This is a genomic window from Haliea sp. E1-2-M8 (genome assembly GCF_030649675.1).
Lineage (GTDB): Bacteria > Pseudomonadota > Gammaproteobacteria > Pseudomonadales > Halieaceae > Haliea.
In genome coordinates this window covers 1-19,174 of record NZ_JAUTDR010000016.1, presented here as the reverse complement: position 1 = coordinate 19,174, position 19,174 = coordinate 1, and the positions used below count along the sequence as shown (strand labels likewise).

Sequence of the window (19,174 nt, the reverse complement as noted above, 5' to 3'; positions counted from 1 at the left end):
TAAACCGATGTTTCCAGATGCCGACGGCAATGCGTCCGTCTTCAATCCCTTCGCTTCCGAGGAAATCTCACCGCCGTTTTCACCCCACTGGGAGGCCAAGCGGCGCGCGGCCCAGGCCCTGCGCGAGTTGATCGAAGCGCTGATCACCAGCGATGGCACTACCGCGGACATCGACGCCCTGGCCGGCCAACTGGAGGCGCAGGCAGCGACACTCGCCGCAGGGCCGCGGCTGCACGGGCTGCTGGCCTTCCTGCGCGACGGCAAGCACGGCGGCCACGGCGAGGTAAACCATGAGCTGAATGCCCTGGGAGGCTGGAGCAACCCCCTGTCGCCGCAGCTGAACATGTGGCTGCAGGACGACCGGGCTTTTGGCACCGTGCGCTGCGGCTACGCCTACGAGGGCCCGCCCGGCTACATCCACGGCGGGTTTATCGCCGCGATCTTCGACCAGTTCCTGGGGATGGCACAGCTGGCGGGCAACAACCCGGGCATGACCGGGACCCTGACCGTGCGCTACCACCGACCCACGCCGCTGAACACGGACCTCGACCTCAGCGCCCAGCTGACCGAGAGCGTGGGCCGGAAAACCACCGTCAAGGGGGAAATGCACGCGGACGGCATTCTCACCGCGAGCTGTGAGTGCCTGTTTGTGCGGCCGCAGGCGTCCCTGCTGCAGAAGTTCTGACTGCCCCCCGGGCAGCCAGCGGCGCGCTCAATCGTCCAGCGAGTCCCGGGTATTGAGGCTGGCGGAGAATGGCACCGGGGTAAAGCGGTCGGCGCTGTCGTCGTCGCGGTCCACGGCGCTGCCAGAAACATGCAACGGCGTCTGCACGGGTGCCGCCGGAGCAGGTGCCGGGAGCGGCGCAGTAACCGCGGCACGCTTGCCGAAGCTGAATCCCGCGGGATCCAGCGGGTGCGAATCACGGGGCCGGGGATCCCGCGCCACTGCGGGCTCAGGGTCGCCGTAAACGGGCGGCGGCGGCTGCCGCCGGCGACGTTCCAGCACCTGCAGTGGCGGCGATTCCTGCTGCACTGCCCGTTCCGGTACTGCGACGTCCAGCTCTTCCTGTACTGGCTCAGCGGCCTTTTCCGGCTGCAGTGCACGCTGCTTCAGCACTTCATTGGCACAGTCGGACCAGCGCCCGAAGTGCGCCGAGAGAGACGGGTCGGGCATCCGGTGTTTGCGGAATTTGCGCTGCGCTTCCATGAACCGCTGTTTCACCGCGCGGTAGTGATAGACGTGGTCTTCTGTCTGCAGCGGCAGCAAATCCGCCCCGCCGCGGATGATCAGCATGCGCGGCGGCAACACCCCCTGCAGGCTGTGCAGCAGGTCCGCTGTAAAGCACAGGCGGAAAGCCGAGTGCAGGTTGGTCTTGCCCTGGGTGTCACAGGGGACGTAGAGATAGTCACCCAGCTCCGAATAACCGCTGGTTTTCAGCAACAGGTTGCTGGAGCCCGCCAGAGGCCCCACCGCCAGCTGGCCATTGACAATGAAATCCGCCCCGTCACGCATGGCCGACAGGGTGGCACTGCGGCGCACCGGTTCGGATTCCTCCCAATCGACCAGCACCACCTTGCGCCCTTCCGAGCGCAGCATGGCCGCGACATCGTCCTGCCGCAGCATGCTGTTGTCGGGTGGCGTGCTGCCCGCGTCCGGCACAAGCCCGTGGCCCGGATTCTCCAGGGTCAGGCGTTCCATCCAGGCGGCAAACGGGGATTCCTTGAACAGGACCAGGTCTTCGGAGGTGTAGGTGATCGTGCTGTCGACACTGTAGCGATACATGCGGCGCGGCTCCCTCCTGTGCGCTGACCCGGGCGGCTGTGACACCCTCGCAGCGCCTTTATATCGGATCGGGCGCGCGCTGTCCACGCGCCCCCGGCCTGCGCTCAACGCCGCCGGTAAATCCGCGCGCCGCTGACCCAGGTGCCGTCAACCTGCAACTCGCGCAGGGCATGGGTATCCCGCAGCGGGCTGCCGCTCAGCAGCACCAGGTCAGCGTACTTGCCGGGCTCCAGGGAGCCGCGATTGTCCTCCTGGAAGATCTGCCAGGCGGCATCGATCGTCACTGCCCGCAGGGCCGTCATCACATCCACCCGCTGCTCCGGGCCCAGCACATCGCCGCCGAAGGTTTCCCGGTGGACCAGGCTCCAGACGGCCTGCAGGGGCCGCATGGGCGTCACCGGTGTGTCCATGTGCGCGCTGAACCGGAGATCCGCCTGCTGCGCCCAGGCCGCGGGGCTGATCTGTGCCGCGCGCTCAGGGCCGATAAAGATATCCCGGTGGCGGTCGCCCCAGTACCAGGTATGCGCCGAGAAGAAGCTCGGGGTTACCCCCAGTTCCGCCATCCGTTCGATCTGGTCCTGGCGCGCCATCTGCGAGTGAATCAGGATCAGGCGCGGGTCCGCTACCGGGTACGCAGCCTGGGCCGCGGCGAACGCATCGAGGATATCGTCGATGGAGGCGTCGCCGTTGCCGTGTATCGCGAGTTGGTAGCCCTCGCGGTGCAGGGCCCGGACCTGCTCGAACAGGCGCTCGCGCACCACGGCGGGGTAACCGCGATACTCTGCGTCGCCGTGGTAGGGCGTGTGATAGGGCCGGGTCAGGTAGCCGGTGAACCCCTGGATGCTGCCGTCGGCGATGATCTTCACCGCGCCCATCTGCAGCCGCCCGCGCTCGTAGTCGGCCGGGGCGTAGTCGCCGGCGGCGATCAGCTCGCGGAAATCCTCCTCCATGGGAAACACCTGCAGGCGCAGGGGTATCACCCCGAGGCGGCTGGCGAGGGCAAAGCCCCGCGCCATATCCGGCGCCACGCCACCGGCCTGGGCGGTGGTAACGCCGTACTGCGCATACTCGCGAACTGCCGAGCGGATCATGCCCAGGAAATCCAGCGCCCCCAGATCCAGCATCTTCGCCACTACCGGCAGGCGCGCCGTCTCTTCCAGCAGGCCGTTGGGCTCCCGGGAGCCGGGCCTGCGGGAGATTACTCCGCCCTCGGGATCCGGCGTCCCGGCGTCGATGCCCGCAGCTGCCAGAGCCGCGCTATTGGCCACCACCATGTGCCCGGAAATGTGCAGGATCGCCACCGGGTTTTCCGCGGACACCGAATCCAGCTCCTCGCGGGTGGGGTGCCTCGCCTCCGCCAGCAGGGTGTCATCGTAACCGAAGCCGGTGACCCACTCACCCTCCTGCATTACCGCCGCTCGCTCCCGCAGGGCGCCGAGCAGGCTGTCGATATCGGTGATTGTGCCCAGTGGCGGGCTGTTCAGGTCCGCCGCGACCGTATCCAGGCCGGAGGCCGGAAAGTGGCCGTGGGCATCGATGAATCCGGGCAGCAATGTGCGCCCGCCGAGATCAATGATCTCGGTGCGGTCGGTCACCAGTGCCATGATCTCCTCGTTGCTGCCCAGTGCCTGGATACGATCCGAGCGCACGGACAGGGCCTGCACCACCCGGTTGTCCGCGTCCATGGTCAGCACCTCTCCATTGACGAACACCTGATGCTCGGGCGCTACCGGCAGGCGGGTGGCAATCGAGAACAGCGTGGCCAGGCCGGCGACCAGAGCCACCGCTACCGCCAGCCAGGTTTTCCAGTTCATGCGGCAGCGCCAATCACGATGTCTGCCAGCCGCGCCCGGTGCCAGCTGCCATCCCCCCACAACATCTGCGAGTGCTTCTGGCGCTTGAAGTACAGGTGCACATGGCACTCCCAGGTAAAGCCGATACCGCCGTGGCTCTGCACCGAGCGGCTGCAGGCGTAGGCGGCCATGTCGCTCGCGGCCGCCTTGGCCATGTGCGCGTACTGGGCGGCCTTCTCCTGTTCGGTGTCACAGGCGCAGGCGGCGTTGTAGACCAGGGACTTGGCCGCATCAATCTGCACCATCACCTCCACCAGCGGATGCTTGATCGCCTGGAAGAAACCCAGCGGATGGTCGAACTGCTTGCGGGTGCCGACATATTCCACCGTGGTTTGCAGCTGCCACTCTGCCGCGCCAACCATGTCTGCTGCGAGCAGGGTCCAGATCGCGGGGAAGGCACTGTCCAGCGCCGTCAGCGCATTGCCGCTGACCTCGGTCGCCGCCGCGCCGTCAAAGCGGATGTGGGCCTGGTCGCGGGTCAAATCGACAATGGCGTCCGCCTCCAGGGTCACACCCTGGGCCCCGGCCGGCAGCCAGAACAGGCCAAAGCCGCTGGCGGTGCTGGCGCAGACCAGCAGCTTGTCGCACTTGGCAGCATCCTGCACGAACCAGGCAGTGCCGTGCAGGGCACCGTCGCGATATTCCACTTCGGTCGCGGCCGGGTTCCAGTCCCCGTGCTGATTGGTCAGGGCCAGGGTGGCGGCCTCGCCGGCGGCAATATCCGCCAGCGCCGCTTCGCCGCCCGCGCCGCAGGCGACCAGGGCATAGGTTGCGCTCAGGGTTCCCAGCAGCGGGCAGGGAAACGCCGCGCGGCCCAGTTCTTCCACCAGGCCCGCCACGGCGGCGACCGGCATGCCGACACCACCGGCGGATTCCGGCACCGCCAGCATGGTCCAGCCCAGATCCACCAGCTGCTGCCACAGTTCGCGGTCCCACTGGCAGACCGGCGGCCGGTCCGGGTTGTGGTCTGCGGCGACCAGGGCGTGCAGTTTGTCGGCAGGGAAATGCTCGCGGAAAAACTTCCGCGCGGATTCCTTGAGCAGGGCCGCCTCTTCGCCGAAGCCGTAATTGTTGGGTTGTGCCATGTTCTTGCTCCTGTTGTGCGGGCGTCAGCTTATTTGGATTTCGGCAGGCCGAGCACGCGCTCGCCCAGGATATTGCGCTGTACCTCGCTGGTACCCGCGGCAATGGTCATGCCGTAGGAGTTCATGTACGCCAGCGGCCACTGGCCGCCGGCGGGCGCGTTAGGATCCGCCAGGTACAGCGATGAACTCATGCCCTCCACTTCCAGGGCCAGAGAGCCCAGGGACTGGGCGATCTCGCTGGCCAGCAGCTTGTTCTGCAGCAGCAGGCGCATGGGGTGGTCCAGCAGGGCCGGTACCCGGGAGCGGCGCTGGTTCTGCTTCAGCCCTTCCTCCCGGATCAACTGCTGCATCATTTTGTCGCGCAGAATCGGGTCGTCCGCGGCGGCGCCTGCTCCGCGCCGGGTGGTCTTCGCCAGATCAATCACCGCGCTGGAGGAGATGGTGTGGCTGGACTTGTTTTTCATGCCGCCGGCGCGGGGTGTCTGCAGCTCGCCGGCGCCGCGCTCGTGCAGCAGCGTGGTCATGGCCACCTGCCAGCCCTTGCCCAGTTCGTCGAGACGGTAGCGGTCGTCGACTTCGAGATTGTCGAAGATCACTTCGTTGAAACCGGTCTCACCGGTTATCTTGATCAGCGGTCGCACGGTCACGCCCTTGCCCAGGGCGGCGCGGATCGGCACCACGAAATAGGACAGGCCGTCGTACTTGTGAGACTTGTCGGTGCGCAGCAGGATGATCATCCACTCGGCGAAGTGCGCCAGGGAGGTCCAGACCTTGTGGCCGTTGACCACCCACTTGTCGCCCTTGCGCTCGGCAAAGGTCTGCACGTTGGCGAGGTCGGAACCGGCACCCGGCTCGCTGAAGCCCTGGCACCAGATGTCCTCACCGGAAAACAGGCGCGGCAGCAGCTCGGCCTTGACCTCCTCCCGGGCGTGATAGAACACGGTCGGCGCCGCCATGCCCAGGCCGATGACATTGGGCAGAAAGGGAGTCCGCGCCGCCAGCATTTCTTCGTTGGCCACTTTCTGGCAGTCCTTGCGCCCGCCGCCGCCGACCTCGACCGGATAGTCGCAGCCGATGAGCCCGGCATCGTAGGCCGATTTTTGCCAGGCCTGCAGGTAGCTGAGCTGCTCGGGGGTCATGATTTCCAGGGGCGACTGGGGCAGGCGCACCGTCGGCTCGCCGGGCTTGTTGGCCTGCAGCCATTGCCGGCAGTAAGTACGAAATTCGGCCTGTTCCGGCGTGTCCTTGCGGGCGGATTCCTCTGACATTATTTTTGCCTCAATAGTGGGGTGGTGCTTCCTGGGAGGGCGTTGTTGCCCCCTCTTCCGCTTGCTGCGCCTGCTCGTCCTGGCGCTGCTTGAGCAGTGTGAGCTGGCGCTGCAGGGTCAGCAGATCCTGTTGCTGGTTTGCCAGCGCTGACTGCAGTGCATGCAGCGCATCGTCCTGGAACGCCACCTGACTCTGCAGTTCCTCGAGCAGGTTTTGCAGTTCTTTTTTCTTCATCCGGGGCTGTCTTCTTCAGGGGCCGGGGCTGGCATGCGATTCAAATGCAGCGCGGAGGCTAATATACTCCGCGGCATCGCTCAATCCTCTGGAACCGTCATGGCCAAAAGTGACCGCACAAACACCCGCCTGGTTTACTCCACTGACGGCGGCCGCCTCTGCCCCCAGTGCCAGCGACCGGAGGCGGCCTGCGTCTGCGGCAACGCACGTCCGGCGGCGACCGGCGACGGCGTTGTGCGCCTGTACCGGGAAACCAAGGGCCGCGGCGGCAAGGCGGTCACCATCGTTCGGGGCCTGCCGCTGGCGCCCGCCGAATTGAAAGCGCTGGCCAAGGTGCTGAAACAAAAATGCGGCGTCGGCGGCTCCGTAAAGGGCGAAGAAATCGAAATCCAGGGCGACCAGCGGCAGATATTGCAGCCAGAGCTGGAGCGCCAGGGTTATCGGGTGAAAATTGCCGGCGGCTAGTTTTTTATAGATTTTAGACCCAAATGTCCGCTCATTCGCTGTTTTTAGCTACCTTTACTCCGCGCCAATGTATTCGATCGCACCTCAAATAATCCCAGTTACAGCCACTTTCCAGATATTTAGTAAATAGTACGCTGCAAGCTGTTATTTTAATTGGCTTTATTTATTTCCTATGCTAAAACTGTTTTGTGAGTGAGGGAACTGCCGGCACCGGAAGCCGTAACCGGGTGCAGACAAGAAAAACCCCGCCGCGCGGATCATCAGGAGAAACCGCCTATGTATGTCACCGCGGAGCATCTGAGGGAACAGGTCATCCGGCCGACCCTCAATTATCTGGGTGTCTGGACCCCTGCCAGCGAGGATTTCCTGCTGCAGTCAGCGGTCTGTGCACCTGAACTGGGACTGTTTTCGGCCCGCAACACCGGCCTCGGCCTGTTCCACATCACCACCGCACAGCACCGGGACATCTGGGATCGCTATCTGGCCTTCAAGCCCGAGATGGCCAGCCGGGTGCGAGGTCTTGCCAGCCAGCGCGCATTCCTCAGCGACCCGGACAGCGAGTTGCAGACCAACCTGAGCTACTGCACCGCCATAGCCTGGCTGCTGTACCAACGCTCGCGCGCGGACATCGACACCCCGGCACGGGAAGCAGTCGCCACCGCTACCGCCTGACCCGGCCGCGCTGTCGCAGGGCCTGCCAGTGCGGCAGGTCTTCGGGACGGTCTATATCTCGCAGCGGTTGCAGCTCTGTCACCGTGATTGCCGCCGCCCGCGCCCGCTCCCGGGTTTCGGTCAGCACCCGGGAACTGCCCCAGCCAACATCGACAAAAACCGCATCCACGGGCTTTCTCGCCCCGATCAAGACATAGCCGCCATCCAGGGCGGGGCCCAGCACCAGGTCCGCGTCATCCAGCGCCGCCAGCGCCTTCTGCAGATAGGAACCGGTCAACGCCGGACAGTCGCTGCCCACCAGCAGTACGCGATCGGCGCGGGCGAGGCCGTCATTGAGCGCCAGGCGCATACGCTCCCCCAGATCGGCCCCGGACTGGCGCCGCAGGGTAAGCTGCCCCAGGGACGCGCAGTCGCGGAGCAGCGGGTGACCGGCATCGCCCGCCACCCACAGCTCTACCGTACCGAGCGCGGATTCGTGCAGGGTCTCGCAGGTCCAGCGCACCAGTTCCTCATGCAGGGCGCAGGCATCCTCGGCCGAGAGTTGCACCAGCATGCGGGTCTTCACCCGGCCTGGCTCGGGGACCTTGGCAAACTGCTGCAGAATGACGCGCTCAGCCACGGGGGCCATAGTAAATCCGCCGCAGCCGTTCCGGGGCCACACCCAGGGCATAGGCAAGGCGCAGGCCCCACATCTGCAGCACGGTGCGCAGCACGCCCCGCTGCTCCCAGCGGCGACTGGAGGTTTCCACCGCCAGGTCCGGCACCAGGGGCGCGGCCGTTCGCCGCAGGCGCTTGCAGAGTTCCACGTCTTCCATCAGGGGAATCGGGGCGAAGCCGCCGCAGGCCAGGAACAGATCCCGGCGCAGAAACAACATCTGGTCACCGGTGCCAATACCGCTGTAGCGCGAGCGTAAGCTGATCGCGCGTTCGAGCAGCCGGAATACCGCTTTGCGGCTGTCCAGGCGCAGTGGAAAAAAACCCCATTCAGGCGCTACTGCCAGCACCCGGGACAGGGCAGCGGTGGTAAACCGCGGCCGGCTGTCCGCGTGCAGAAACAGCAGATAATCCCCGCTGGCAGCGCGAGCGCCGAGATTCATCTGCGCCGCCCGGCCCGCCTCCCCCAACAACAGCTGGGTAGCTCCCGGCATGGCCGCAGCCACTGTGGCATCCCTGCTGCCGCCGTCGACCACAATGCGCTGGGCACCGGGGAAATCCCGTTGCAGCATTGCCAGCAACTCGACGATACGCCCCGCCTCGTTGAGTACCGGGATGACAAAACTCAGGCTGGGCCCGCTCACCGTTGGCGCATGCTCAGTAGGTCAACCTGCGTTCCTGCTCGGTGAGCAGCGTGCCCTCCTGTCCCAGCAGATACTTGAACACCAGGTTGTAGGCGAGCACCGCCTTGACGTAGTTACGGGTCTCGCGAAACGGGATGGTTTCGATCCAGACGTCCACCGGTACTGTCTCTTCCGGTTTGTTGCGCCAGCGATCCACCCGGTGCGGGCCGGCATTGTAAGCCGCCATCGCCAGGACCCGGTTATCGCCGTAGCGATCCAATAGCTGCCGGTAATAGGCGCTGCCCAGCAACACGTTGTGTTCGACGTCATACAGAGCCTGGTCAGAGTGGTTGGCCTTGATCTGCGTCGCCACCTGCTTGCCCGTGGCCGGCATCACTTGCATCAGGCCGCGGGCTCCCACCGGCGAACGGGCACCGGCGTAGAACGCGCTCTCGCGGCGGGCGATGGCCATCAGTTCGGTAACCGCAACCTGACGCGTACTGGCGTGACGGCTGAAGGTGTCCTGGTAGGGCGTGGGAAAGCGCAGGCTCAGGGCATCCCAGGCCTCGGCCTTGTTGGCCGCATCGATGGCCATGCGGTGCCAGCCCAGCGTGGAGGCCAGCGTCGCCAGCTCCTGCTGCTCCTGCGGCGAGGTTCTTTGCAAAACCTGGTACCACTCGGAGTGTGCCAGGTTCTCCTCCTTGTGGTGGTACAGCTCCTCGATGCGGCGCACCACCGGAAGCTGCCGCAGAGGCTCCGTCCGCCCGGGCGCCAGAGCCGTTACCCGGTGATTGAAGGTGGGCGGCAGCCCCAGCCGTTCCGCCGCCAGGAAGCCGTAGTAGTCGCGCTCCTGGGACACACCCCGCAGCAGGGCTTCCGCCAGCTCTCGCTCGCCTGCCCGCTGGTGCACCACCGCCTGCCAGTAGCGCCAGCCCGCATCCCCACGGGCGCTCGGCGACAGCTTCTGCAGGTTCGCTGCCACTGCTGCCCACTCCTGCTCCTGCAGGGCCCAGCGCAGGCGAATTTCCACCAGACTGTCATCGCCGAGGCGGGCCAGCGCTTCCTCCACCCAGGGCAGGTTTTCCGGGGACTTGGCAAACAGGCTGCGCAGCGCCAGAGCGCCCTCCGCCAGCGCCAGCTGCGGCTCGCTGAACTGCATCTGGCCCTTGTACTGCAACCACTGCTGCAGGGCCGGCACCGGCTTGTAGCGCGCGAAGTAGGCGGTACCGTAGGCGACGATATCGGCGGTGCGGGGATCATTCGTTACCGGGACCAGACTGCGCATGCGGTCCGGGCTGCGGTAAACCTCGAGCAGGCGTTCTGACCAGGGACGCAGACTGTCACTGCCCTTGCGGGCAACGTAGCTCATCAGCGAGCGCTGGCGCGCTTCAAAGGCCTTGAGCAGGCGCGCCCAGACGATGTCATCACTCAGCTGGCCGGCCTTCTGCCAGGCAGCAAACAATGGATCACAGGCTTTGGGGCGGGACTCGCCGTGCACCCACAGGCGCTCGGCGCCCTCCCAGGCTACCAGCGGGTCGCCCTCGGCCAGGCGGGCGCGAAAGTAGTAGCACTTGAGGTCAATGCTGTTGGGCTCGTCGGCCATTACCGCGAGAAAGTCCCGCCAACGGCCATCCCGGCCCGCCTGGGACAGGTAGCCTGCTAGAAAGCGGTTGGGCAGCGGCGAGCCCTCGCTGCGCTGCAGGAACAGATTGGCATCTCCCGGGCGCACCTGCCGGGTTTTGCGGCTGAGTTCGTAGTAGTCGAGATACATGGCCAACGGGTATTCCTCCAGCCCCGGACGCAGCCGCTGGTACTCCGTCCACTGCCCACGACTGATGGCGCGGACCGCGTCGCTATAGCCCTCGCGCGCCAGGGGCAGGTCCGCTGCCTGCAGCGGGAAGGCCGGGAAAAGAGCATGAAACGACAGGACCAAACAGACTACCCGATACCGCAATGGGGCGTACCTCACCGACTGTGACCCAGGGGCGACCGACGCGGCAGGCGGCGGCCATTCACAGGCTGCAAGGGTGATACCCCGCATCGCAATTTGCAAGCTCAGCCCCTGTCAAATGCAAGAAACCGCTGCTATAGCCGGCGCAGACGCAGGGGCAGGTCGTCCCGGAGTTTTGGCAGGGGCACAGTCTGGAAGCTGGCCTTGTGCCCCGGCGGCAGGCTGATTTCATAGCGCTGCAGAAACAGGTGGCTGAACAGTCGCGCCTGCATATTGCCGAAGTGCATGCCGATACACTTGTGTGCACCGCCGCCGAACGGCATGAAGGCGAAGGGGTGGCCCTTCTGCTCCTGCCGTGGCGGCAGGAAGCGGTCGGGATCGAAGCTGTCCGGGTCGCGCCAGTACTCCTGCATGCGGTTGGTGAACATGGGAAACTGGAAAACCTGGGTATTGGCGAGGACGTCGACCTCACCGAGCTTGCAGTCGCGGATGGTCCGCCGGACCATGACACCGACCGAGGGATGCAGGCGCTGGGATTCGAAGAACGCCGCTTCCAGCAGAGGCAGCGCCGGCAGGTCGTCGTAGTCCAGCGGGCCTGCCAGGTTGACCGCCCTGCCCTCTTCGCGGATGCGCTGCTGCCACTCGGGGTAGCGCGCCAGGTAGTACATCATGTGGGTCAGGGTGCTGGTGGTCGTGTCGTGGGCGGCAAACAGCAGGAAGTTGGCGTGGTCCACCAGCTCCTGATCCGAGAACAGTTCGCCGTCCGGGCGGGTTTCCTTGGCCATGTAGGCGAGCATGTCCCTGCGCTCCTCCTCCCGGGCCGCGGGCAGCAGGCTGGACAGGTAGGCCTCGATCAGGTGCCGGCCACGCTGGCCGCGGCGAAAGCGGAATCCGGGCAGGTCGACATGAAACAGGCCCAGCATGCCCTCGGTGATGTCGATGAATGCCCGCGAAAGCTCCCCCGCCACCGCGCTGCCGCCCTCCACGCCGTAGAACACCTTCAGCGCCATCGCCAGCAGCAATTCCTTGATCTGCGGGAAAAACCGGAAGTCCGGCAGCTGATCCCAATGCTCTATACCCTGCTCCAGAATCGGGTTCATCAGCTCCACATAGCCGCGCATGGCGGCGGTCTTGAACCCGGTCTGCATGATCCGACGCTGGAACTTGTGCTCGTCAAAGTCGTTGCCGAGCAGGTAGTGCTCCCCAAAGTAGGGGGTCAGAGACCACTGGTAGCCCATCTTGGCGGAGAAATTCTGCTCCTTGTCGAGCAGAATGGTCTGGGCGAGGTCCGGGCCCAGCGCCAGCACCCCGCGCTGGCGCGCCATCTGGATCCGGGACACCGGGCCGTACTGGCGATAGAAGCGTCGCGCCAGGCCCAGCTGGTCGCGCAGCAGTTCGGGCGTAATTCCCAGCAGGGGCCAGCCGAATTCCCCGGGCAGATGCGCCAGGTCCCCGCAGTCGGGGGCGAGGGTGTAAGCAGTGTGTGTGGCCATAAACTAATACCTGTTAGCTTGACCCCATTCTGGCACATCGCAGCGACTTCTGCCTAGCTGGTCGGCCTGGAGCGCACGCCTGGCAGACAGAGAGGATTGGTTACAATGGGAGAGTTGCCACCCGGACCGGATTCTCATGACCGTACTGCGCCACCCCATCACCTGGCTGCTGCTGAGCTACCTGCTTGCAGGCTGCGTCGATACCCGACAGCGGACGGCAGCGGAACCTGCGGCCCACCCTCTGCTGGACCAGATCTGGTCCACCGCAGCACAGGGCTTTATCGGTATGGATGAGCTGCGGCACGCGCTGGCCAACGCCGACTATGTTCTCCTCGGCGAAAACCACGACAACCCGGCGCACCATAAGCTGCAGGCACAGATCATCGCCTCACTGGCCTGGCCGGATCCTGCGGTGGCGGGCTTTGAGCAGATACACACCGAACAGGCAACTGCCCTTGAGGCGTGGCTGCAGTCCGCACCGGACGGGACCTCGGGGCTGGACACAGCGCTGGACTGGGAGCAGTCAGGCTGGCCGGACTGGGCTCTTTACGAACCGGTGTTCGCAGCAGTCCTGGCCCGTGGCTGGCGCCCCCTGGACCTGATGTTCCCCGCCGCCACCGTGCGCGCCGTGTTCAGCGGCGGCATCGACGCGGCACTCCGCTCCGACGTCATCGAACAACTGCAGCCCGACGCCCTGTTCAGCCCCGAGCAGCGGCTTGAGATGCAGGCGCTGATGGCGGACTCCCACTGCGGCCGTATACCGTCTGAGCACATGGCTGCGATGGTGGATGTGCAGATCGCCCGCGACGCCCATATGGCCTGGCGCCTTGCAACCAGCGACAAACGCGCCGTGGTCATCACCGGCAATGGGCATGCCCGCCGGGACTGGGGAGTGCCGCTATTTCTGCAACAACTGCGCCCGGAGGCAAAAATCGTCTCTATCACCCTGACCGAACTCGCCGCCGATCGGCGGGAGCCCGGGGCCTACGCTACCGCGCGCCCGACATGGACTGACTTCACCCTATTCACCGCCGCCCAGGATCGGGGCGACCCCTGCGCCGGTATACCCTAGCCTGGCGGCGCAGAGCCGTTACTGGATCTCAATGCGTCGGGGCTGAGGCTCTTCCTGTTTCACCTTCGGCGCGGTCAGCGTCAACACGCCATCCTTGAACGAGGCATTGACGTCCTCGTCTTTGACATCGCCACCGAGATCGAAGCTCCTGAGGTAGCGGCCATAGCGCCGCTCCTGACGGATCACCCTCCCGTCCTTCTCCTCCTGCTGGTTCTGGCTTGACTCCGCCTCCAGGGTCAGCACCCCGTCCTTGACGTGAACCTGAATGTCCTTCTTGTCCACGCCCGGCAGTTCGGCGGTTATCTCGTAGTGGTCGTCCTTGTCGCGGACGTCTACCCTGGGGGCGAAGAACGACCCCATTTCATTGTCGCTGGCGGCCGGCGCGAGAAAATTATCAAAGAACCGGTCCAGATCAAACGGATTGTTGCGTTGAATCAGGGACATCAGACACCTCCATTGAATTTGCGGTTAACTCTGGAACACAACTATGTATAGAGTATTTCCGGGCAATTTCAAGGCCGCGGCAGGCGCGAGATGAACGCTCTCCCTGCGGGTTGCCACTCGCTACCTGGCGGCTTTTATGCAATGCTCCGGCCACCGGTGAGGGCCCGACAGAGGCGCGGCCGGCGAAACACCGCAAAAGGAACTTGATGTGAAATTGCAGGCAGGGTCCCAAGAGATCCAGCTCAAATCGGGGATGTTAGGGCTGGCGGCAGCAGTGCTCTTCTGCGCTCCAATGGCAGTAGCGGGCGAAACCTCCGACAGGCCGCTTTCGGACCACGTGTCTGGGGCCGCTTTTGGCACCCTGGGCATTGCCTACAACGCCAGCCGGGATGTGGAATTCGTACGCAACCTGTCGCAACCCGACGGCGCCCGCGACGGCTTCAGCCTGTTGCCCGACACAATACTGGGCGCCCAGCTCAAATACCGGCCCTCGCCGCAGTGGGAGCTGGTGTTGCAGGCCATAAGCAAGTACGACTATCGCGAGAAGGCCACTCCAACCGTCAGCTGGGCCTACGTCGGCTATTCCCCCAGCCCCCTCGGCAGCCTCCGGCTCGGGCGCATCGGTGTCGACAGCTATCTGGATTCAGACACCCGCAACGTCGGGTTCAGCTACCTGCCGGCGCGCCGTCCGATCGAGCACTACGGCTTGCTGGAACTGACCTGGATTGAGGGCGCCGATTTCACCCTCAACACCAGCCTTGCTGGAGGAATACTGACCGCCAAGGCCTACGCGGGCGTCGCCGGTGAAAAGATTGTCGACCGCGAGCAGCAGCGTTACTCGCTGGACGATTCCAGGGTGGTGGGCGGCTACCTGCAGCAGCAGTGGGGGGAACTGCGGCTGCGCAGCGGCATATCCTCCATCCGCTTGCAGCAGGAGAACTCCGCCCTGGTGCCGCTGCTGGCGGGGCTCTCGGCGCTGGGCACAGCGGAGGCAGACAGGCTGGCGGGCGACCTCGCCCTCGAGAATACCTGGATTCGCAACTGGAGCACCTCGCTGGCCTGGAACAGGGGCGCCCTGCAAACCGAGCTGCATTACAACCGGCGCCGGGCCGAGAGCCGTGGCCTGGCTGACGGCTACTCGGCGTACGCTCTGGCCGGCTATCGGTTCGGCGCTGTCACGCCCTTCATCGGCTACGTTACTGCCGACAGCGAATCCTCCCGCCGGAATTATGGCTTTGAGCTTCCTGAACCGGTGGAATTCATTTTTCGCAGCGCGCTTTACGAGCAGCGCAGCTGGCAGCTGGGAGCCCGCTACGACTTCGCCAACAAGGCTGCACTGACCCTGCAGCTCGACCGGGTCGATGCCCCCATCCCGGAGGGCGCCCTGCTGCGCCAGAGTCGTCCGGGCTGGAATGGCGACGCCACCGTCATCAGCCTGACCCTGGATTTCATCCTTTGAGCCGGGTAGCTCACCGCAGGCACCGGGCGGCCTCACCAGGCCCCTGGCTGTGCCTGTTCGTGTGCCTGCTGGGCGCCAGCGCCAGGGCCGAGCTGGTGGTCATCATGCACCCCGACAGCGCCCCGCCCAGACTCGACCGGCAGGCCATCGTCAACATCTTCATGGGGCGACACTTCCGGCTGCCCGGCGGCGGGGCCGTCGTACCGGTGGACAGCCAATGCTGTCGCGAAGAATTCTATCGCGGGCTGGTCGACAAGACCCTGCCGGAAATCAATTCCTACTGGGCGCGCCTGGTGTTCTCCGGCCGGGGCTCGCCACCGCAACAAATCGCCGATTCCGCGGAGGTGCTCGAACTGGTCAGCCAGAACCCGGGGCTTATCGGGTATGTGGAACGGTCGGTGCTCGATGCACGGGTCGCAGTGGTCTATGCTTTCAGCCCGTGAACAATAACAACGAGAAAAAAGCCCGGGCGCCGGGGGTACCGCAGATGCGCCTGACCCTGCGCAGCGCCGCCCTGATCCTCGCGGTGCTTGTCGGCCTTGGCCTCGTGTTCCTGTGCGTCGGTATCCTGTTGCTGGCTGAGAACGAACGCGACCGCCAGTCCAGCGCCATTCAGGGCCTGATCAACACTGTGGAACGCACAGCGGAGGTTGCCATGTTCCTGCAGGACAGCCAGTTGGCCGCCGAGGTGGTGGCCGGGCTGGAGCAGAACAGCAGCGTACTGGCAGTGATCATGCGCGACGACCAGGGCCAGGTGATCGCCGGAAGCGCGCCGGCGGTTCCGGGGCAGGTCAAGGCCGCCGGGGCCGTGCTCCGGGCAATCAACTCACCGTTTACGCCTGAGGAAACCATCGGCAGCGTGGAGTTGACGCCGGATCTGGGGCAGTTGGAACTGCAGGTCATCAATCGCATACGCCCGGCGATCCTGTTCTTCCTGATTTTTCTGGTGGTTACAGGGGCCACCCTGCTGGTGGTGCTCTATCGGCAGGTAACCCGGCCGATACAGACCATTTCCCGACGCCTGCACCGCGTTGACGTCACCGGTGGCGAGCATATAGCGATACCGCGGCATCACGAGAGCAACGAAATAGGCACACTGGTGGGTGACGTCAACCGCATTATCGACCGTATGGTGGCGCTGGTGGCGACGGAGCGTGATCTGCGCCTGCAGCGGGAACGGGAAGAGGCCCGCTTCAGGGCGATCTTCGACAACGCCGGTTCGCCCATTTTCCTGGCACACCCAAACGGCGCGCTAAAGTCATTCAATCTGGCTTTTGCGCGCACGCTGGCGTTGGATTCGACTGCCGAGGCCAGCGGTCAGTTCGGCTCCCTTTACCGCCTGCTCGGCGACTCAGGTGAGGCAATGCGGGAACTTGTAGACGCTGTCATCAGCAGTGGCCGAACCCAGAGTGCCGAACTGGAGGTCGATCTGCCGACCGGCAAACGCTGGTACCAGGTGCTAGTGAACCCGGTTAGCGACGATGAGGTTCAGGGAATCGCCAACGACATTACCGAGCACAAGCTTGCGCAAGAGGATGCTGAGAAGAACGCGACGACCGACAGCCTCACCGGCATCGGCAACCGCCTGGCCTTTGACCGCAGGCTGGCCGCCATGTTCGAATCCGGCCGGCGCCGCACCGACAGTGACATCGCCCTGATGATGCTGGATCTGGACCATTTCAAGGAACTCAACGACACCCATGGCCACCAGGCCGGAGACCAGGCCCTGATCCAGGTGGCGGAACGCCTGCAGCGACTTTTGCGCAGTAGCGACTGCCTGGCGAGACTCGGCGGAGATGAGTTTGCGATCATTCTGGATGGCAGCACAGACGACCGGGCGCTGGAAGCCATTGCCGACAAGATCATTGCCAGCCTGAACCACCCGCTGCGCCTGGCCGATGGCGCCAGGGGCAAGGTAGGCGTCAGCATCGGCATCGCGGTGCACAATCGCGATGAAGAGGAGGCTGCAGCTCTGGTGAAGCGCGCGGACGCGGCCATGTATGAAGCCAAGGCCGCAGGGCGCAATACCTGGCGCCGGGCGACCAGCTAAGCCCGCCGGATCACTGCGCAATAAGCACACCCAGGAATACTTGTCTTGTTATGTGCGCTGCTGCCCCGGACCTCTGCGATTCATACCAAGACTCTGCATCTTCTATTCCGCCTTCTGATCTGCTGTCAGCGGCAAAGTCTTCCGATCTCGGGCAATACTGTCCCATAAATCTTCGACAATCCGAATACGCTCTTCGACGGGTAGTTTCGTGAGATTTGTATCCATTGTTGAATCATACTCCTTGGGTGGGACCTGTCCATGGCACCCAGTGACGGCTCCGCGGAGACGCTTTCCGGTTAAATATGGCACCGGGAACAGAGGCGCCAAGATATAAGGCCTCCGGCCTCCCTGAGATCGGGTTCTCTGATCGAAGTACCTGAATCCTCGCCAACTCCATTTTCCATTTCCTTGGTGGAAGCGCTCAATAAGAGGTGAATAGACAGACCCGATCGTATGCCACTGTGCCGACCGGTGCCACTGGCACCACTTTGCGGAAACGAGGCGGTATGGATTGCAGACGTTGCGCAATCACTGCGGTGTGGGGCTGCAGGGAATGCAGTTCCTCATTGGCCTGCCGTCCTGACTGGCTATGTTTTATATAGCAATGTCGTACCCCCAGCAGGACCCAGGTTGTAATCTTTGTCAAAACCAACCAATGCAAGTTCCTCCGTCAAAAAATCTACGACCTTCTCAGAGCAGCTTTCACTTAATGACAAGTACACTCTATGAGACTCTTTCCTCGAAGCTGCCCTAACCTTTTCAGCAAGTTTTACATCTCTAGAAAGAAGAGAAATTAATTCTTCAAATTCAGCTCCACCCATCTCAAGTGATTTCATTCCAGGTTACCTCTAACGCCCGCACGCTCCAGTGGGTTTATCGAAGTAATCTCTCCATCAGCATTCCAAAGAACGCGAGCATTCTTTCCATAAAATATTTTCACTGGACGACCCTCACCAGACCGATCAATATACCAGTCGTCACTTTCAAACTGCGTAGAAGGCCATGTGCCCTAATATCTGCAGGGCGGCGACAAGTGACAATAATCCTATAGACATCAGGTAAACTGATTCCTCAAACGGATTCTCTGCGCTGCTCACAAGCATCCAACAGGTGAAGGCAGCTCCAGACCCAGAATATACATAATTACCGAAGTCTGACGAAAATTGTATCCCCATGACATTTAAACCGAGCATTGCCACCAACGGAATGACGAATAGCGAGACAACTGTTCCTACGTCCTGATACAAATCTGACCATATCGACCAACTTAATACATAATGACCAAATCTGCCGTAGCCGCCAAAGAGAGCGAAAGCAGTCAACACTACCAATACCAATGCATAGTTAGACCAGAATAATAGCGGCCTGCTCATGAGTGAACGCACTGAATTCAGCCCCCGTCTGGTGGACGTAAATGATCCGGCACAGTTGGATAATTATTTATGAACGCTTCAATAAAAGTTTCATAGCGACATCAATGGAAACGACTTCCTAAGTTTATGGTGAACGGGGCCGATGTTTGCCTGGGAGGATAGAGCGTCGTTTGAACTCCTCTGAGGTCATTGTAGTTGCGCCCAGGATCAACAAATCTGTACCTCCTACGATCAGCACTGCATTCGCAATCATATACACCCCACTTAACTGTTTCCTCAGATATGATCCCGCTCCCTTGCCCCCTTCCCCTACCTCCAAATTATTTGGCCGCACTTACATCATTACAGAGTTGGCGGGCAGGATGCACCTTTTCTATTAACCCGTTTTTAGCACAATCTCAGCCCGCATCGGGCTGTGTTTTACCCAAATATTTTCCTGAAGAGCCATATTTTTAAGCTGGGCGCGATAGTTGTACCAAAGTGTTTCGTCCCGCTAACGGATCAGAGACACTGGGTACAACAATATCCACGCGATTGCGAACATCAGCAGTAACAGGCGTGCTTTAGGCGATTCACCATGCTTCGCTGCCCAGCTTGCATAGTGTATATCCCGTTTAGTGAAGTGGCTCTTCCCCAATCATGGTGGGTAATCATTGACGGATTCCGGCCGGATACAGCTGAAGGCCGCCAAGGT

At 63.2% G+C, this 19,174-nt stretch carries 20 protein-coding genes; 7 read left to right on the top strand and 13 right to left on the bottom strand.

Translation table 11 applies throughout. The features are described 5' to 3' along the window. Positions 1-7 precede the first annotated feature (7 nt). Positions 8-685, top strand: a complete 678-nt coding sequence (locus Q6D67_RS14090; RefSeq protein WP_304706300.1) for a PaaI family thioesterase — start codon at positions 8-10, stop codon at positions 683-685. A gap of 27 nt (positions 686-712) precedes the next feature. Here the strand turns inward: Q6D67_RS14090 and Q6D67_RS14085 are convergent, their stop codons facing one another. The 5 genes from Q6D67_RS14085 to Q6D67_RS14065 form a co-directional block, all read right to left on the bottom strand. Beyond that, a complete protein-coding gene (locus tag Q6D67_RS14085) occupies positions 713-1,783 on the bottom strand; it encodes a hypothetical protein (protein WP_304706299.1) in 1,071 nt (356 codons plus the stop codon). 104 nt (positions 1,784-1,887) lie between these two features. After that, positions 1,888-3,597 carry an amidohydrolase gene (locus tag Q6D67_RS14080; protein WP_304706298.1) on the bottom strand — a complete coding sequence of 570 codons (1,710 nt, stop codon included), beginning with the start codon at positions 3,595-3,597 and terminating at the stop codon, positions 1,888-1,890. Then, the gene (locus tag Q6D67_RS14075) at positions 3,594-4,721 is read right to left on the bottom strand and encodes an acyl-CoA dehydrogenase family protein (protein ID WP_304706297.1); all 1,128 of its coding nucleotides are present in this window, start codon (positions 4,719-4,721) and stop codon (positions 3,594-3,596) included. The genes Q6D67_RS14080 and Q6D67_RS14075 overlap by 4 nt, the downstream gene beginning before the upstream one ends. 29 nt (positions 4,722-4,750) lie before the next feature. Continuing rightward, positions 4,751-5,989 (bottom strand): acyl-CoA dehydrogenase family protein, encoded by a 1,239-nt coding sequence (locus Q6D67_RS14070; RefSeq protein WP_304706296.1) that lies wholly within the window; start codon positions 5,987-5,989, stop codon positions 4,751-4,753. A gap of 10 nt (positions 5,990-5,999) precedes the next feature. Then, entirely contained in the window at positions 6,000-6,224 is a 225-nt protein-coding gene (locus Q6D67_RS14065) for a SlyX family protein (RefSeq protein ID WP_304706295.1), read from the bottom strand. Positions 6,225-6,323: 99 nt separating this feature from the next. Between Q6D67_RS14065 and Q6D67_RS14060 the strand changes: the two genes are divergently transcribed. Both Q6D67_RS14060 and Q6D67_RS14055 read left to right on the top strand, forming a co-directional pair. Then, positions 6,324-6,689: a translation initiation factor Sui1 gene (locus Q6D67_RS14060; RefSeq protein ID WP_304706294.1), complete on the top strand. Its 366-nt coding sequence runs from the start codon at positions 6,324-6,326 to the stop codon at positions 6,687-6,689. A 276-nt stretch (positions 6,690-6,965) separates the two neighbouring features. Next, the gene (locus tag Q6D67_RS14055; RefSeq protein WP_304706293.1) at positions 6,966-7,361 is read left to right on the top strand and encodes a hypothetical protein; all 396 of its coding nucleotides are present in this window, start codon (positions 6,966-6,968) and stop codon (positions 7,359-7,361) included. Here Q6D67_RS14055 and Q6D67_RS14050 read toward each other — a convergent pair. The 4 genes from Q6D67_RS14050 to Q6D67_RS14035 form a co-directional block, all read right to left on the bottom strand. Next, positions 7,351-7,989: a TIGR04282 family arsenosugar biosynthesis glycosyltransferase gene (locus tag Q6D67_RS14050; RefSeq protein WP_304706292.1), complete on the bottom strand. Its 639-nt coding sequence runs from the start codon at positions 7,987-7,989 to the stop codon at positions 7,351-7,353. The two genes, Q6D67_RS14055 and Q6D67_RS14050, sit on opposite strands and share 11 nt — an antisense overlap. Continuing rightward, positions 7,973-8,659 (bottom strand): TIGR04283 family arsenosugar biosynthesis glycosyltransferase, encoded by a 687-nt coding sequence (locus Q6D67_RS14045; protein ID WP_304706291.1) that lies wholly within the window; start codon positions 8,657-8,659, stop codon positions 7,973-7,975. The genes Q6D67_RS14050 and Q6D67_RS14045 overlap by 17 nt, the downstream gene beginning before the upstream one ends. Positions 8,660-8,672: 13 nt before the next feature. Beyond that, complete coding sequence (locus tag Q6D67_RS14040) at positions 8,673-10,571, bottom strand: transglycosylase SLT domain-containing protein (protein ID WP_304706290.1); 1,899 nt, start codon at positions 10,569-10,571, stop codon at positions 8,673-8,675. Between the two features lie 152 nt (positions 10,572-10,723). Beyond that, on the bottom strand, positions 10,724-12,082 hold the full coding sequence (locus Q6D67_RS14035; protein WP_304706289.1) for a cytochrome P450: 1,359 nt from the start codon (positions 12,080-12,082) through the stop codon (positions 10,724-10,726). Between the two features lie 136 nt (positions 12,083-12,218). Between Q6D67_RS14035 and Q6D67_RS14030 the strand changes: the two genes are divergently transcribed. Continuing rightward, on the top strand, positions 12,219-13,154 hold the full coding sequence (locus Q6D67_RS14030; RefSeq protein ID WP_304706288.1) for a ChaN family lipoprotein: 936 nt from the start codon (positions 12,219-12,221) through the stop codon (positions 13,152-13,154). 18 nt (positions 13,155-13,172) lie between these two features. Here Q6D67_RS14030 and Q6D67_RS14025 read toward each other — a convergent pair whose 3' ends face one another. Continuing rightward, positions 13,173-13,598: an Hsp20/alpha crystallin family protein gene (locus Q6D67_RS14025; RefSeq protein WP_304706287.1), complete on the bottom strand. Its 426-nt coding sequence runs from the start codon at positions 13,596-13,598 to the stop codon at positions 13,173-13,175. Between the two features lie 208 nt (positions 13,599-13,806). On the opposite strand from Q6D67_RS14025, the gene Q6D67_RS14020 reads away from it, so the two are divergent. Genes Q6D67_RS14020 through Q6D67_RS14010 form a run of 3 tightly spaced genes read left to right on the top strand, consistent with a single transcriptional unit; the run spans position 13,807 to position 17,107 of the window. Beyond that, the gene (locus tag Q6D67_RS14020; protein ID WP_304706286.1) at positions 13,807-15,057 is read left to right on the top strand and encodes a hypothetical protein; all 1,251 of its coding nucleotides are present in this window, start codon (positions 13,807-13,809) and stop codon (positions 15,055-15,057) included. After that, complete coding sequence (locus Q6D67_RS14015; RefSeq protein WP_304706285.1) at positions 15,054-15,500, top strand: hypothetical protein; 447 nt, start codon at positions 15,054-15,056, stop codon at positions 15,498-15,500. Before Q6D67_RS14020 ends, Q6D67_RS14015 begins: the two co-directional genes overlap by 4 nt. Further along, positions 15,497-17,107, top strand: coding sequence for a diguanylate cyclase domain-containing protein (locus Q6D67_RS14010; protein WP_304706284.1), 1,611 nt, complete (start codon positions 15,497-15,499; stop codon positions 17,105-17,107). The genes Q6D67_RS14015 and Q6D67_RS14010 overlap by 4 nt, the downstream gene beginning before the upstream one ends. A gap of 102 nt (positions 17,108-17,209) precedes the next feature. Here the strand turns inward: Q6D67_RS14010 and Q6D67_RS21830 are convergent, their stop codons facing one another. The 3 genes from Q6D67_RS21830 to Q6D67_RS14000 form a co-directional block, all read right to left on the bottom strand. Continuing rightward, positions 17,210-17,332: an addiction module protein gene (locus Q6D67_RS21830; RefSeq protein ID WP_370551968.1), complete on the bottom strand. Its 123-nt coding sequence runs from the start codon at positions 17,330-17,332 to the stop codon at positions 17,210-17,212. Positions 17,333-17,694: 362 nt separating this feature from the next. Beyond that, positions 17,695-17,943 carry a hypothetical protein gene (locus tag Q6D67_RS14005; RefSeq protein ID WP_304706283.1) on the bottom strand — a complete coding sequence of 83 codons (249 nt, stop codon included), beginning with the start codon at positions 17,941-17,943 and terminating at the stop codon, positions 17,695-17,697. A gap of 147 nt (positions 17,944-18,090) precedes the next feature. Next, on the bottom strand, positions 18,091-18,480 hold the full coding sequence (locus Q6D67_RS14000; protein ID WP_304706282.1) for a hypothetical protein: 390 nt from the start codon (positions 18,478-18,480) through the stop codon (positions 18,091-18,093). Positions 18,481-19,174 lie beyond the last annotated feature (694 nt).

Excerpts from the sequence above, each read along its gene's own strand:
- Q6D67_RS14090 (WP_304706300.1), top strand. The coding sequence starts at position 8 with ATGTTTCCAGATGCCGACGGCAATGCGTCCGTCTTCAATCCCTTCGCT.
- Q6D67_RS14055 (WP_304706293.1), top strand. The coding sequence starts at position 6,966 with ATGTATGTCACCGCGGAGCATCTGAGGGAACAGGTCATCCGGCCGACC.
- Q6D67_RS14005 (WP_304706283.1), bottom strand. The coding sequence starts at position 17,943 with ATGAAATCACTTGAGATGGGTGGAGCTGAATTTGAAGAATTAATTTCT.
- Q6D67_RS14035 (WP_304706289.1), bottom strand. The coding sequence starts at position 12,082 with ATGGCCACACACACTGCTTACACCCTCGCCCCCGACTGCGGGGACCTG.
- Q6D67_RS14080 (WP_304706298.1), bottom strand. The coding sequence starts at position 3,597 with ATGAACTGGAAAACCTGGCTGGCGGTAGCGGTGGCTCTGGTCGCCGGC.
- Q6D67_RS14025 (WP_304706287.1), bottom strand. The coding sequence starts at position 13,598 with ATGTCCCTGATTCAACGCAACAATCCGTTTGATCTGGACCGGTTCTTT.
- Q6D67_RS14070 (WP_304706296.1), bottom strand. The coding sequence starts at position 5,989 with ATGTCAGAGGAATCCGCCCGCAAGGACACGCCGGAACAGGCCGAATTT.
- Q6D67_RS14085 (WP_304706299.1), bottom strand. The coding sequence starts at position 1,783 with ATGTATCGCTACAGTGTCGACAGCACGATCACCTACACCTCCGAAGAC.
- Q6D67_RS14030 (WP_304706288.1), top strand. The coding sequence starts at position 12,219 with ATGACCGTACTGCGCCACCCCATCACCTGGCTGCTGCTGAGCTACCTG.
- Q6D67_RS14075 (WP_304706297.1), bottom strand. The coding sequence starts at position 4,721 with ATGGCACAACCCAACAATTACGGCTTCGGCGAAGAGGCGGCCCTGCTC.
- Q6D67_RS14065 (WP_304706295.1), bottom strand. The coding sequence starts at position 6,224 with ATGAAGAAAAAAGAACTGCAAAACCTGCTCGAGGAACTGCAGAGTCAG.
- Q6D67_RS21830 (WP_370551968.1), bottom strand. The coding sequence starts at position 17,332 with ATGGATACAAATCTCACGAAACTACCCGTCGAAGAGCGTATTCGGATT.
- Q6D67_RS14000 (WP_304706282.1), bottom strand. The coding sequence starts at position 18,480 with ATGAGCAGGCCGCTATTATTCTGGTCTAACTATGCATTGGTATTGGTA.
- Q6D67_RS14050 (WP_304706292.1), bottom strand. The coding sequence starts at position 7,989 with ATGGCCCCCGTGGCTGAGCGCGTCATTCTGCAGCAGTTTGCCAAGGTC.
- Q6D67_RS14060 (WP_304706294.1), top strand. The coding sequence starts at position 6,324 with ATGGCCAAAAGTGACCGCACAAACACCCGCCTGGTTTACTCCACTGAC.